This window comes from Flavobacterium sp. LB2P53, from assembly GCF_003970305.1.
GTDB lineage: Bacteria > Bacteroidota > Bacteroidia > Flavobacteriales > Flavobacteriaceae > Flavobacterium.
The window spans coordinates 111428-127155 of record NZ_RYDG01000005.1 but is presented as its reverse complement, the minus strand read 5'-3'; the positions used below and the strand labels follow the sequence as shown (position 1 = coordinate 127155).

9 protein-coding genes and 1 CRISPR repeat array are annotated in these 15728 nt (G+C 32.5%); of the genes, 5 read left to right on the top strand and 4 right to left on the bottom strand.

Annotation, left to right across the window (positions count from 1 at the left end):
- The first annotated feature begins 174 nt into the window (after window positions 1-174).
- From EKL95_RS08120 to cas2, 4 genes are all read left to right on the top strand, one after another.
- Window positions 175-1572, top strand: a complete 1398-nt coding sequence (locus tag EKL95_RS08120; RefSeq protein WP_126460534.1) for a tetratricopeptide repeat protein — start codon at window positions 175-177, stop codon at window positions 1570-1572.
- On the top strand, window positions 1572-2321 hold the full coding sequence (locus EKL95_RS08115; protein WP_126554441.1) for a shikimate dehydrogenase family protein: 750 nt from the start codon (window positions 1572-1574) through the stop codon (window positions 2319-2321). Before EKL95_RS08120 ends, EKL95_RS08115 begins: the two co-directional genes overlap by 1 nt.
- A gap of 259 nt (window positions 2322-2580) precedes the next feature.
- On the top strand, window positions 2581-3495 hold the full coding sequence (gene cas1 / locus EKL95_RS08110) for a type II CRISPR-associated endonuclease Cas1 (RefSeq protein ID WP_126455229.1): 915 nt from the start codon (window positions 2581-2583) through the stop codon (window positions 3493-3495).
- A complete protein-coding gene (gene cas2 / locus EKL95_RS08105; protein ID WP_126455227.1) occupies window positions 3471-3800 on the top strand; it encodes a CRISPR-associated endonuclease Cas2 in 330 nt (109 codons plus the stop codon). Before cas1 ends, cas2 begins: the two co-directional genes overlap by 25 nt.
- 9 nt (window positions 3801-3809) lie before the next feature.
- Here cas2 and EKL95_RS08100 read toward each other — a convergent pair whose 3' ends face one another.
- The 4 genes from EKL95_RS08100 to EKL95_RS14920 all read right to left on the bottom strand — a co-directional run bounded on the left by EKL95_RS08100 (window position 3810) and on the right by EKL95_RS14920 (window position 13609).
- Complete coding sequence (locus EKL95_RS08100; RefSeq protein ID WP_126460523.1) at window positions 3810-4331, bottom strand: transposase; 522 nt, start codon at window positions 4329-4331, stop codon at window positions 3810-3812.
- Between the two features lie 947 nt (window positions 4332-5278).
- Window positions 5279-8209: direct repeats of the CRISPR family, unit length 36 nt; unit sequence AATATCGTGTTTTCTAATCTTTAATCAAACCACAAC.
- Window positions 8210-8568: 359 nt separating this feature from the next.
- The gene (locus tag EKL95_RS08095) at window positions 8569-8808 is read right to left on the bottom strand and encodes a type II toxin-antitoxin system ParD family antitoxin (RefSeq protein WP_126460518.1); all 240 of its coding nucleotides are present in this window, start codon (window positions 8806-8808) and stop codon (window positions 8569-8571) included.
- 48 nt (window positions 8809-8856) lie between these two features.
- Entirely contained in the window at window positions 8857-13221 is a 4365-nt protein-coding gene (gene cas9 / locus EKL95_RS08090) for a type II CRISPR RNA-guided endonuclease Cas9 (RefSeq protein ID WP_126554438.1), read from the bottom strand.
- A 214-nt stretch (window positions 13222-13435) separates the two neighbouring features.
- Window positions 13436-13609, bottom strand: a complete 174-nt coding sequence (locus EKL95_RS14920) for a hypothetical protein (protein WP_158614850.1) — start codon at window positions 13607-13609, stop codon at window positions 13436-13438.
- A 55-nt stretch (window positions 13610-13664) separates the two neighbouring features.
- Here EKL95_RS14920 and EKL95_RS08085 point away from each other — a divergent pair, with 55 nt between their 5' ends.
- Window positions 13665-15653 carry a DUF349 domain-containing protein gene (locus tag EKL95_RS08085; protein WP_126554436.1) on the top strand — a complete coding sequence of 663 codons (1989 nt, stop codon included), beginning with the start codon at window positions 13665-13667 and terminating at the stop codon, window positions 15651-15653.
- The last annotated feature ends 75 nt before the right edge of the window (window positions 15654-15728 follow it).

Genomic DNA, 15728 nt, shown 5'->3' with positions numbered 1-15728 from the left:
CTTTTACTTTTTGTCAGCAAAAAGCAAAAGGATTTCCACTCTTATCAGGGCTAGGGCATACGTTTAAACTACCTCTTTTTTTGTTAATTAAATTGTTCACAACAATTCCAACTTTCCCTCGCAGTACACGCACGATTCCCTAAATTTATTTAGGCCAAATTAAAAACACACAGTATGCAATTAAGCAACGAAGAAGAAGACTATAACTTATCATTGTCTAAATTTGAGTCCATGTTGAAAACCAACAAAGTACTCTTTTTTGACTCCGAAGAATTTGAAGAAATTATTCTTCATTACCTCGATATGGGTAAGGCCGCTTTAGCAAAAAAAGCACTCAAACTGGCATTAGAACAGCACCCAAAATCTACCGGACTAAAATTAGTTCAGGTGGAAATGCTAGTTTATGACGACAAACTCGAACTAGCCGAAAAGCTATTGAACGAGTTGTATGCCATTGAACCAACCAATGAAGAAATTTACATTCAAAAAGCCAATATCTGCTCCAAAAGAGACCAACACGAAAAGGCGGTTGAATTATTACAAACCGCGTTAAAATACACAGATGATTATGCTGATGTCTATAATTTAATAGGCATGGAATATCTTTTTATGGACAATCTTGAACTGGCAAAAGAAAGCTTCATCAAGTGTTTAGAAGAAGATCTGGAAGACCAATCCGCTTTGTATAACGTAGTGTATTGTTTTGAATTTTTAGATCAAAACCAAGAAGCGATTACTTATTTAAATAAATACATTGACAAAAATCCATACAGCGAAATTGCCTGGCACCAACTGGGCCGTTTGCATTATGGTGTAAAAGAATATGAAAATGCGATTCGTGCCTTTGATTACGCTACTTTAATTGATGATGAATTCCTTGGTGCTTTCATGGAAAAAGCAAAAGCGTTTGAACGATTAAAAAAATACGAGAAAGCCATAGAAAGTTATAGCAGAACCATTGAATTAGATGATGCAACTTCGTATGCGTTACTTCGAATGGGAAAATGTTATGAAAGATTAGGAAACAAAGCTTTAGCCTTAAAATATTTCAATCAAACAGTGCATGAAGATCCACTCTTAGATAAAGGTTGGATTGCCATCACGGATTTTTATGTACGTCAAAAAAATTACCAAAAAGCATTATTTTATGTCAATAAAGCATTAGCGATTGACAACCAAAATCGCTTGTATTGGAAACGCTTTGCGACTATCAATAAGCAAATGAACTTCTTTGAAGAAGCTGAATTTGGATACAGGAAAGCAGTTGAATTTGGCGATACTGAACTTGACACCTGGTTATTCTGGGTGGATATTCTACAATTTTTAGGAGAATTCGAAAGTGCCATTCAAACCTTATTACAAGCTTCAGAATATTTTCCGGAAGAAAATGAAGTTGAATACCGCTTAGCAGGATTGTATTTTATGCTAACAGATAATACAAAAGCAAAATTCCATTTAAGCAATGCCCTACGATTAAATTTTGATAATTACATCCTTTTAGAAGATTTATTTCCAGTAGTTTGGGCCAAAAAAATGGTGCAAAACTACATTGCAAAACATAAAAAAAAATAATGACAGAAACAGTTAGAAAACGTTTTGGGTTACTGGGTCGCAATATTAGTTATTCTTTTTCTAAAGGATATTTTACCGATAAATTTAACAATGAAAATTTTACTGGTTGCACCTATGAAAATTTTGATATTCCAGAAATAACAGCACTTCCAGAGATACTAAAAAACACTTTAAATTTAAAAGGGTTAAGTATAACTATTCCATACAAGGAGACCGTCATTCCGTTTCTGGATAAATTATCTAAAAAAGCGGAATTAATTGGCGCTGTAAATACCATCAAAATCACCAAAAAAGGAACGTTGAAAGGGTATAATACCGATTATTATGGTTTCAAAAAATCATTAGAACCCCTGTTGCAACCGCACCACAAAAAAGCCTTGATTTTAGGCACAGGAGGAGCTTCTAAAGGAGTTGCTTTTGCTTTGGATGAACTGGACATTCCTTATACTTTTGTGTCGAGAGAAGCTAAAGAAAATGCGATTGAGTATAACCGAATCAACGCAACAACATTCGACAATTACCAAATCATCATCAACTCGACTCCAGTAGGAACAAGTCCAAATGTGGATGCGTTTCCATTGATCCCGTATGAGTTTTTCACAGAAAAGCACATTGCATTTGACTTGATTTACAATCCTGCAGAAACACAATTCCTAAAAAAAGCCAAACAGCAAGGAGCACAAATCAAAAATGGTTTGGATATGCTTATTTTTCAAGCAGAGAAAGCGTGGAAAATCTGGAATAAATAACTAAGAAGTTTATTTCTTGTCAAATCGAGCGTAATCAAGATTATTGTATTAGCTCTCGCTTAAATTAATTAATTAATTAATTAAAATTTCTATCGGTCGTCTCGTTTTAAAACAGCCATTTTACTGTTTTAAAACGAGACGATTTTTTTATACAAGCAATTTAAAAGGCAGATTGAGGTTTCCCGTAAAATAACTGATTATTAAATATGTTAATTTGATTGATAATCAAATATTTGCAATTAATTTAACGACTTAAATTATGATCAAAAGAACAATTCTTATCGAAAATAAATCCTCAATCACGACAAAAAACCAACAGCTAATACTAAAATCAGAAATAAGAGAAAGTACCATTCCAATAGAAGACATTGGTTTTCTGGTACTCGATCATGCTGAAATTTATCTGAGTATTCCTGCTATGAACTTAATTGTAGAAAATAATACTGCTATTATTATTTGTGGTAGCAACCACTTACCCAATGGAATGTTACTCAACCTCAACAGCCATCACATTCAGCAGGAAATATTCAAAAATCAAATCGAAGCTTCAATTCCTCTGAAAAAACAACTATGGCAACAAACTATTATTGAAAAAATTAAAAATCAAGGGGAATTGTTAGCAAAAATAACTGAAAATAAAAATACGTTTGAGTTTCTGGCTAGCAAAGTATTAAGCGGTGACACCACAAATATGGAAGGCGTTGCTGCACAACAATATTGGAAAAATTTTCCGTTACCTAATCATGCAAAAAATGGCATAAAAAGAGAACGTTATGGTGATTATCCCAACAATTTTTTAAACTACGGGTATGCTATTTTAAGAGCCGCTACAGCTAGAGCACTTTCCGGAAGCGGATTATTGAATACACTTGGTATTCATCATAAAAGTAAATACAATGCTTTTGCACTTGCTGATGATATTATGGAACCTTTTCGTCCCATTGTTGACGAAAAAGTTTTTGATATTATGAACCGGTATCAAGAACAAGAACTAAACACCGCAATAAAAGCGGAACTATTACAAATGCTGACACAAACTGTTTATTTCAAAGAAGAAAAAAGCCCTTTAATGGTAGGATTGCAAAAAACGGCTAGTTCGCTCCAGCACTGTTTTACAGGTCACCGAAAAAAAATTAAATATCCTAAATTATGGAACTTAACGGATACCGAATAATGTGGCTGTTCGTGTTTTTCGATTTGCCTACAGAAACTAAAAAAGACAAAAGGAATGCCTCTCAGTTTCGAGGAAATCTCTTAAAAGATGGCTTTAGCATGATGCAATTTTCAGTTTATATTAGGCATTGTGCGAGTGGAGAAAGTGCTGATGTTCATGAAAAACGCATTAACCGACTCGTTCCTTCGTTAGGAAAAGTTAGTGTTTTACGTATTACCGACAAACAATTTGGAATGATTATCAACTATTTAGGAAAAGCCAAACAGGAAAATAGTAATGCCCCAACACAGTTGGAATTGTTTTAAACAATAATTTTATTTTTCAAAAAGCGCATCTGTATTCCACCTCTCAGGATTTGTTTCGATATAATTATAAATTCTTTCATAAGACCCATCGTTTCTAATTATATGATCATGAAAAGAACGCTGCCAGGCAAAATCAGACAAACCGGCTAAATGAATTTGTTTTGATGAGGTCGTTTTATAAGCACCAATTAGTTCCGATACTGATTTTATTTTTATTTCACAATCAGATATCAAATTACTATCAATTTCCAAAATTGCGTGGACATGATTCGGCATTACTATAAAAGAATGTAAAATAACATACGCATACTGATTATCCAACCAATTCCATTGTTTTTGTGCAATAGAACCATATTCATTCCATTCCATATACGGATTCATTGGCTCGTGTACGGACAGGTCGCGACCTGTTCCTGCCGTATTAACATTCCCAAAACAACATTTTCTATCTTGCACACAAATCGTAACGAAATATAAATTATTTTGCGAATAATCATATCCCAGCATTCTATTTCGCTTTCTATTTTTCATTATTTTTTCTTTTTCATAATTAGTACGGACAGGTCCCGACCTATCCCTGCCCTATTCACATTCCCTAAACAACATTTCCTATCCTACACACAAATCGTAAAAAAATATAAATTATTTTGTGACTAATCTCTAACGTACGGACAGGTCGCGACCTGTCCCTGCCCTATTCCTGCCCTATTCACATTCCCAAAACAACATTTCCTATCCTACACACAAATCGTAAAAAAATATAAATTATTTTGCGGATAATCTCTAACGTACGGACAGGTCGCGACCTGTTCCTGCCGTATTAACATTCCCAAAACAACATTTTCTATCTTGCACACAAATCGTAACGAAATATAAATTATTTTGCGAATAATCTCTAACGTACGGACAGGTCGCGACCTGTCCCTGCCCTATTCCTGCCCTAAACAACATTTCCTATCCTACACACAAATCGTAAAAAAATATAAATTATTTCGCGACTAATCTCTAACGTACGGACAGGTCGCGACCTGTCCCTGCCCTATTCCTGCCCTATTCACATTCCCTAAACAACATTTCCTATCCTACACACAAATCGTAAAAAAATATAAATTATTTTGCGACTAATTACTAACGTACGGACAGGTCGCGACCTGTCCCTGCCCTATTCCTGCCCTATTCCTGCCCTATTCACATTCCCTAAACAACATTTCCTATCTTGCGCACAAATCGTAAAAAATATAAATTATTTTGCGACTAATCTCTAACGTACGGACAGGTCGCGACCTGTCCCTGCAGATTGCACTAAAAATTAATCATTGAATCTTGCCTCTTACTATGATTCTACTACCATTTATCGAATTTTTATTGATAGAAATAAAAAAATGCCTCAATATTGGGATATCAATCCAAAAAAGAGGCATTTTTTTATACGACATTCACCCATATTCCTTTGATAATTAGAAGGTAACAAGCCAACTAATATCGTGTTTTCTAATCTTTAATCAAACCACAACTTACATTACATGAAGCTAATTCTTTTAAATAATATCGTGTTTTCTAATCTTTAATCAAACCACAACCATCCGTTTGGCTCGAAGTAAAGGCAAAGCAATATCGTGTTTTCTAATCTTTAATCAAACCACAACTTATACTTCGTATATAAGGATTTTTACACTAATATCGTGTTTTCTAATCTTTAATCAAACCACAACATTGCATCTAAAACCATAGAGGCTGGTAATAATATCGTGTTTTCTAATCTTTAATCAAACCACAACAGGATCTGGAAAATCGATTGTTATTGCCGGAATATCGTGTTTTCTAATCTTTAATCAAACCACAACGTTCAACCGTCAACAGAATATAATTATTTCAATATCGTGTTTTCTAATCTTTAATCAAACCACAACTTAGAAGTTGATTTTTCAGGTGAAGATTTAAATATCGTGTTTTCTAATCTTTAATCAAACCACAACCATTATGAAAGAGTATTGTAATATTATTGAATATCGTGTTTTCTAATCTTTAATCAAACCACAACACGGTCAATTGGTGAGTAGAAAAAGATTAAATATCGTGTTTTCTAATCTTTAATCAAACCACAACAACTTATCCGAAGGGAACGCCTGCGGACTTAATATCGTGTTTTCTAATCTTTAATCAAACCACAACCTATCTGATGATTGGTAAAAGGATGTTGCCAATATCGTGTTTTCTAATCTTTAATCAAACCACAACCCAACTTGTATTGTATCAGGAAAATGATGTAATATCGTGTTTTCTAATCTTTAATCAAACCACAACCTATAGACAATCGTAAGATATACAGATGGAAATATCGTGTTTTCTAATCTTTAATCAAACCACAACTTCAATAATATATGCGTTTTGCACCAATTCAATATCGTGTTTTCTAATCTTTAATCAAACCACAACTTTCTATCTCAACTTACCCCTGATCCTAGAATATCGTGTTTTCTAATCTTTAATCAAACCACAACTCTTCTATTCTGTTTTTGAATTTTAATCAAAATATCGTGTTTTCTAATCTTTAATCAAACCACAACTGAACGCAACAACAATAGCAAAAATTTTCAATATCGTGTTTTCTAATCTTTAATCAAACCACAACTCTTATTTGGAATGTTATTGTCTTTGTCTCAATATCGTGTTTTCTAATCTTTAATCAAACCACAACCATCACTTCGTTAAAGAAAGCATAATCACAAATATCGTGTTTTCTAATCTTTAATCAAACCACAACCGTAGCCATTAGTTATCTTCCAGTTTCGTGAATATCGTGTTTTCTAATCTTTAATCAAACCACAACAGACACATTAAGCTCTATTTCAATAAGCAAAATATCGTGTTTTCTAATCTTTAATCAAACCACAACTATGATTACAATAAGAAACAACCAAGAGAAATATCGTGTTTTCTAATCTTTAATCAAACCACAACTTAGCATCTGATTGAATTGCTTTTTCTACTAATATCGTGTTTTCTAATCTTTAATCAAACCACAACACTAACTCCTAATTCCCCTAATTTAGATGAATATCGTGTTTTCTAATCTTTAATCAAACCACAACCACTCCTTGTCTATTAAAATATCAAGGTTAAATATCGTGTTTTCTAATCTTTAATCAAACCACAACTACATTTTCTTTTAAATCTAAAGCCGTTTGAATATCGTGTTTTCTAATCTTTAATCAAACCACAACCAGTACAATAAGAGTTCCTTTAAAAACTATAATATCGTGTTTTCTAATCTTTAATCAAACCACAACCCTGTAACGATAAAGGCAAATTAAGAAAGAATATCGTGTTTTCTAATCTTTAATCAAACCACAACTTTTCACTTGTAATTACCTCTAAGCTATCAAATATCGTGTTTTCTAATCTTTAATCAAACCACAACTTTCCACTTGTTCCTGTTCCTCCAACTAGTAATATCGTGTTTTCTAATCTTTAATCAAACCACAACTACGATCTCCTGCAACTAAAGTTATGCCAAATATCGTGTTTTCTAATCTTTAATCAAACCACAACATAGATAGTTTTATTTTTCCACTTTTCTAAATATCGTGTTTTCTAATCTTTAATCAAACCACAACATAGTTTGTCTTTTCAAAAATAGTATCAATAATATCGTGTTTTCTAATCTTTAATCAAACCACAACATACCTATTATCATTGTTTACCTCTTTGAAAATATCGTGTTTTCTAATCTTTAATCAAACCACAACTGCAGTTTCATCATACGTTACAAATTGTTCAATATCGTGTTTTCTAATCTTTAATCAAACCACAACATTGAAACGTTCGATTGTGAATTGGGCTTTAATATCGTGTTTTCTAATCTTTAATCAAACCACAACACTGTATTCCTTTTCAATTGAATAATCTCCAATATCGTGTTTTCTAATCTTTAATCAAACCACAACTGGGTGGGTCAAAATTTACGTTTCCTTCCAAATATCGTGTTTTCTAATCTTTAATCAAACCACAACATCAGCAACAACACAATTGGTGATAATATAAATATCGTGTTTTCTAATCTTTAATCAAACCACAACGTGAGATCATTAGCGCATAACATATCCTTGAATATCGTGTTTTCTAATCTTTAATCAAACCACAACCCTCTTACCATAATTCCTGCAAATGGTTTTAATATCGTGTTTTCTAATCTTTAATCAAACCACAACTCTTTGTCAACAATCAATAAATCGATGAATAATATCGTGTTTTCTAATCTTTAATCAAACCACAACATGGTTTCTCTGTTTATAATTACAGAGCAAAATATCGTGTTTTCTAATCTTTAATCAAACCACAACAACCCTATTGTATTTAAGATTGTTTTCGATAATATCGTGTTTTCTAATCTTTAATCAAACCACAACTGAAAGCTACTGCATCCCTGCTGGGCGGATGCCATACCTTTCAGTTGTGGTTTGGCTGTTTAAGACAATGAAAAACTGTATGTCAAAGAACCTTTAAAAATCTTGTCTTCCTATAATTGCCATTATTTCTATTTCATTGGCATTAATTTTATAAAAATAGTATCCACTCCACAAATACAATATCTATAACCTTGACGAAAACGAATAGCTTCAGGAAATAGATATGGATTTGATCCGATTTTTGAAAAGCAATCAAAAAACATTTCATAATATTTATTAACTTGAAGAAATCCGAAACGACCAATTCCATATTCAAAAATTCGAGTCAAATCTTCCCTGCTTGTATATTAAGTTTATAACTAAACATTTAGTTTTTTCTTAATTTCTGCTAATAATTCCTCTTTTGTTTTGGTGCTAAATCCGCTTTTTTCAGCTCTATCTAACTTCATTCGAACAAATTCAACATACTCATCTCGATCACGAGCTTGCTTGATTAAATAATTTACCGCTTCACTTTTGCTGGTAAATTCTTCGTTGGCAACTTGTTGTTTTAACCATTCATCGTTTTGATTGGCTAATGTGATACTTTGTCTTGACATAATAAAAACATTTAGTGGTATAAATTCACACCGAACTTTTAAATAAAACTATATCTTTTCAATTTTACCAGATGACATTACTTTAAAATCAATTCCTTCAACAAAAGCATTAAACTGATTGTGATTCATTTTTCTGGTTGGCTTTGTTTCTTCCAATTTAAAAACACCATCTGGTTTGTATTTATCATTCTTTAAATCCTCTAATTTTCTTGCCTCTTTAAAATATCGAAACATAATTACCCCAAAATCGTACTGCTTACCTGATGAATTAATCCTTTGAATAGACAATCCTTCTATGATATAAATTCTTCCTTTTAAATCAACTAAGTCATATACATCATTAGGATTTTCAACTTCTTTATCATAAAAAATCACCTGTTGCCCTCTCTTTAAAACCAAATCACGTTTGTTTCTTTTGGCGATAGGTATTTGTACTGTTTTACCATTAACATTTTTTTCTTTAAACAAAGGATAATATCCTTCTCCTTGTTTTTGTAACTTGGCTAAATTAAAATTATTAATTAATTCAAAATCTCTCTTTCCATCTATTTCATAAATTGCCATGCAAAAATTCTCGTCATTTTGAGCATAAACCTTTTGTTTGTGCTTATGGCGTGATTGCGACAGCACGGCATGATCTTTTATTTCCAAAGGATTTTTGACAGAGTTGGCATACAAACGAACTTTATTAATGGCTACTCCTTTTTCCTCGTTCATCCAAACCTTTTGATTTTCAGCAAGTTTGTTTTTTTGTTGTGGATTTGAAGATAGCAGTAAAACCTTAGCGGCAATTGCTTGTTTTACCTTTTCTTTTACAACCTCATCCACAATATTTTCCACATCAGAAGCTTTAATACTTTCTAAATCTTTCCGGATTACATAGCGTATTTCTTCTTGATGCAATGGGTTTTTAATTGCCCCATAAATACTGTCTTGATGCAAAGAACCTCGAATAGTGTCACCTTGGTGAAACCTCGCCATTTTCTCTCCGTTGCTATCTTTCTTAAAAATTATTTTGTTATTGATGTCCGTTCTCGGAACATTTTTTCCGTTTGTATCAATTTCCATTTCGGCAACAAATTGTTTTTTCCCTCGTATTCTGATAATTTTTTTAGATTGTTTCTTTACATTATCTGGTGTATGATGGGAAACCAAAATTTCGTCCTCAATCTTTTTTAAATCTTCTGTAAAGGTTTTCCAAGGTTTTGATTGTTCTAAAACGGATTTCATCAATTTGTATTGATTTTTTTCCAAGTCATCTTCTAAATCCCAAGCATGCGCCATTACATCATATTTGTCTTTGGTCATACAGGCAATTGTAATCGCATCAATACAATGGTGTGTGTGCTTGCTGCGGTCTTTAATTTTATAATATTTCTTGCCGTCTTTAATATAACTTTCCTGAATTCCCCAGGCTTTTCTAAATTCAGCAACCATTCCGCCTTTTACGGCTTCTACTCTACCAAAATATGATTTTAAATACGCACTGGCATATTTGGTTATAATTCCCGTATCTGGAATTTGGCTGTTTTTGAAACCTACTTTCGGTTCTTTATAAGTAAACCGTTCGTATTTTCCTTTGAAATATTCCTTCTGTAAATTCAATTTATGGCGCAATCTGATTTTTCGGTCTTTTTGTTCCTTTGTGGTTGCCGCTTTAATTGCTCTTGAAATCCCAATTATATCATATTCCAATGCCAAATATTTTTTTTGCCAAGGCGCAACTCGATCTAAAATATCGCTATGATTACTCAACTCAATAGGCATTTTATTTTTTTTAATCTCCCGATTATATCGCTTGCTGCACAGCGTTTTATTCATTTGTGAATTGTCCTGTGACCTGCTTCTTGGAATAGTATGTTCTATATCATAATCAGGGTCACTACCTATAATTTGGCATATACTAATATTAGTATATTGTTCTTCATAAATTGTTTTTCTGTCTTGCTCAATCCATAACTGATAGCGTAAAATATCGTCTTCTGTTGGTTCAATGTCTATTCCAGTTTCCGCTTTATAGTCTTTTTTAATCTCCTCAATGTATGCTTTTCTGCTGTTTTCTATATCTCTTTGATAATCCTGAATTCCTTTTCGTTTATTGGCATCGTTTAATTCTCTGGCCATTTCAATATGAATTCTAGTTTTTTCATCAATTAGACCTTCAATAATTAAAGCATTCAACACTTTCCGTAATTGGTGCAAGGCTCGCATCGCCATCGGATTTTTTATTGAAGAAATTAACGGACTTCCTAAAACTAATTTTTCGTTTCCATTTCCATCTTTTAAAATTTGCTTTCTAAAAACATCAATATCCGATGGATGATATAGTTTATTAAGTTTATTCTTGGCGTTACAAAAAACCTGTCCGTCATCATTTTGACCATCTAAAAAATCAAATACTTTTTCGTCTAATCGTTTTATTGTTAAAAATTCGTATTTTTTTAATTGCTCAATGTAAATAGGAAATAACTTTTTTACAATAACCTCATTCTGGTCATCAATTTTATTTGATTTCACAAAATAACTTACCTTTTTTTCTAAATCTGATTTATAGGTTCCTTCGGCTTCTTTTGAATAATAAAAACCTCCAACTTTACATTCTTTAATGAGCCCGTTTACAATTTCCAATAAATTATTATCAAAAGTGTTTGTAGCTATTAATTCGGCAATTTTAGTTTGGATGTGTTTTCTATCCTCAAGATTTTTCCAAATGTCGACATCTACAATATTTTTAATATTGGCCATAAAAACAGCGTGCGAATACAACAATCCTTCTCTCAAAAAAAGATTTATTTTATTAATTGCTGTTACACTCAAACTGGCAAAGTCTTTCTTTAGCTTTATTTTACTGAATAAAATAGCTTTTTTATCATCCAATTTCAATTTATATTTTGCAAATTCCTGTAAGTACAAATCAGAAGTAGATACGGAAATCAAATGCCATAAATCATTATAATCTACATTTCGTGTTACTATTTCACCGCTTTTATTAAGAGTTTCATAGCTATAGATTTTAGTCTTCCAATCTTCACCCAAAGCATTTTTTAATGAAGTAGATACTACACATCCACTCACAGAAGAATTCATATTATAATTAAACAGGTAATTAACATTTGGAGCAGCAGATGATTTATAAAAAGCATATTTACCGCCACTTGGAACCAATTCTTTGGCTAAATCCTCAAAATTAAAATTGTCCTTTTTTCGCAAAAACTTGGGAGTGATTTTCAATCTTTCTTCGTTAGTAAGAAATCTTAGAGTTTCATCATCGGGAGTTTTTATCTTTATGGTATTAATAAAACACAACATTCTGTATTCCTCAAAATTGGGATGTGAAATGGCACATCTTGACTTACTTTTTTCAAAAGTACATTTGCCTATTAAGCCTTTTTGAGATTTTAAAGGTCTTTGAAAAAAGATAGCTTTATACAATTCTTTAGCTAGTCCAAAATATCTTTTTTCAGGCAATTTTTCAGTTGCTATTATTCCGTCTATTCCTTGAACCAAACAAATGACTTCAAATTCAGAAAGATAGTGTTCTTCCCGTGCCGTATATTGATTTCTAATTTTACCTATATTGTATAAACTGAAAAAATATTGTCCTAAAGTTGCATAATTGCCTAATTTCATTGCTTGAGAAATCTCTCCAATCTTTTGTTTGACAGCGCCTAAGTCTTCTTTTTTATTCAACCGTTCAAGAAGTATGGTTTTAGTTCTCTCAAAGTCTTTTGGATTATCTTTAATCGTTTTAAAGAATGAATTATATAAGGTTTTCAGTTTCTTTTCTCCATCGTCTAAATCCGTTGCTTTGCGTTCAATTAAATCACGATTTTGAAAATAGTCCGTTAATTCCATTTGAAGTTCCGTAATAGTTGCTACGTTTTCAAGAATATCTTCTAGATCGGGTTTATGTTGCTCGATAACACCCTCCGCAGAAGGATCTAATCTATTGCTCAAAAAACCTCTTCGTTGTGCAATATGATAGAAAGCCCTTCCTAACGATAACAATGAAGTCTTTTGTTTACTTGATTTATCTCTAAAATAATAAGGATTTAAGTTTTTGTCATCATCGGTACGCAACCAAGCAATGAATTCCGGATTAAGTGGATATTTTTTAAAACCAGATTTTCTCCATTCTATAACTTCTTCTACAGATAATGGACACATATTATTTTCAGATAGAACTTTTAGAGTTTCATACTTTCTCAATTTTCTGCGAAACTTTATTTTTCTAGCACTTCTAAAACCTGTACGTTCTGCCGCACGAGAACTTTCAATTCCTTTTTCAGATTTAACCCCTTCGGAAAATATCCTGACTCCCTTATCTACAAGTGAAAAATCTGTTCCATCTTTATCCACAATTGCCCACCCAATGCTATTTGTCCCTAAATCCAATCCTAATATTTTTGCCATAACAATCTGTATTTTGTAAGAATTTTTAAAGCTACGGAGAAAATAATTAACCGCTTTACGGTTTCCCTCATTGCAACCTAATTATTTTATATGTATATTTACAACTGATTAAAATTTCTAATCTTTAATCTTATCACAATAAGGCTATATGCCGTAGATGAAAATCTTTAGTCCTGCTTCGGTGGGACTTTTTTTTTGAAAACAATTCATAATTTTAACCCAAATCCCTAGCCCTGATGGAAGCGGCATCTCCCGATTTAGAAAAACAAGGCTTTTCAGCCGTAGTTTTTATTAATTGGGAATACAGCGGACAGCAGGAAATAGCTCCAAAAAAAAAGCCATTTAACCTAAAATGACTATAAATTAAGTTTTTGTTTTGTATTTTCATACTGCTTTAGTATCTTTCGAGTTGAATCTATTTAGAAACCTTACACATTGAAAAAATGTTAGAAGAAAAGAATGATAACCTGCCTGAAGCAGACGGAAAATTAGACAAAAATACTATTGAATCTAATTCATTAGAATCAAACGTTTTAGCAACTCACGCCACTGATCCAACAAATGAACCCGAAGCTGCTGTTCCCGCCGAAGAGAATGTAATAGCGCCAGAAACAGCAAATACAACTGCGCTTCATGCCATTACACAAACAAATGCAGCTGAAAGTGAAGACGAAACACTCAAAGAAAGTTACGATATTCCGATGCAGGATTATGATACCTTATCACTTGAAGTATTGGTCAACGAACTGAAAAATTTAGTTTCCAGCGACAAAATTTTGACTTTTAAGCAGCATATTGAAGAAATTAAAAAAGCATTTTTAGCTAAATACAACCACCTCCTCGAAGAGAAAAAAGAAGAATTTCTAACAGAAAATCAAGACCCTAACGAAGAATTTCAATATCATTCTTCGTTGAAATCTCAATTTGATACTTATTACTCTCTTTTTAGAGATACTAAAAATACCCATTTCAAGAGCTTGCAAACGAATCTAAAAACAAATTTAGAAAATCGTTTGGCAATTGTTGAGGAATTAAAAGAGTTGATTAACCCTCAGGAAAACATCAAAGACACCTTAAAACATTTTAATGATTTAAGAGAACGATGGAAAACTGCCGGGCCAATTCCTAAGGACAAATACAACCACGTGTGGAATAACTTCCATTTTCATGTGGAAAATTTCTATGATTATCTGCATTTAGACCGGGAAGCGAGAGATTTGGATTTCAAACACAACTTAGAACAAAAACAAAAAATTGTAGCGCGTGTTGAAGAATTGGTTACTGAAGCTGATATTAACAAAGCCTTCAGAGAACTACAGGATTTACATCGAATCTGGAAGGAGGATATTGGACCGGTATCTAGAGAACATCGAGATGATATTTGGAATAAATTCAGTGATTTGACCAAGCAAATGCATGATAAACGGGAAGTTTTATTCGAAAATCAAAGAGGAACTGAACAAGAGAATTTAGAAAAGAAAAAAGAAATTATTGCTCAAATTGAAGTTTTGGCGACCGAGAAAGTGAATGCACATTCTCAATGGCTGGCTCAAATAGAAAAGGTAGAAGCCTTGAGAACTGCTTTCTTCTCTGCCGGAAAAGTGCCATCGGAGGTAAATGAGGATACTTGGGCCAGTTTTAAAACTGCTGTAAGAAATTTCAATTCTTTCAAAAATTCATTTTATAAAGACATTAAGAAAGACCAAAACGACAATTTAAGCAAGAAAACAGCTCTTGTAGCTAAAGCCAAAGAATTGCAGGAAAGCACTGATTTTGATGCTACAACTCCTATCATGAAACAAATTCAGGATGAATGGAAACAAATAGGGCATGTACCAAGAAAATATTCGGATAAAATATGGAAAGAGTTTAAGGATGCCTGCAATCATTATTTTGACAAATTAAAAGAGCAAAAAAATGAGGAAAATGGGGAAGAAGTAGCCGCTTTTGATGCTAAAAAAACCTACCTGGAAACCTTAAGAGAGTTCCAATTGATCGGAGACCATAAAACAGATTTAGACTCCATAAAATTGCATATTGAAACCTGGAAAAACTTTGGTAAAGTACCGTTCACAAGAAGACATATTGAGGGAAAATTCAACAAAATACTGGATGCCCTTTTTGAAAAATTAAGTTTGAGTAAAAAAGATACTGATATGTTGCGTTTCTCAAACAGAATGGATCATTTGTCAGAAAGCCATGATACGCGCAAATTAGATAATGAAAAGATTTTTGTAATGCGTAAAATTGATGAAGTTCAAAATGAAATTTTTCAATTGGAAAATAACATTCAGTTTTTTGCCAATACCAGAAATGCAAAAAAAGAAAATTCCATCGTATTAGAAGTTCGTAAAAACATTGCTATTCATAAAGAGAGTCTTGATGTTTGGAAAGAAAAACTCAAACAATTACGAAACTTAAAAACCGAATAAATTTCAGCACATACTGGTGATCAAAACCTCGAGAATAAACTGCTCGAGGTTTTTTTATGGGGAGACACGACTTAG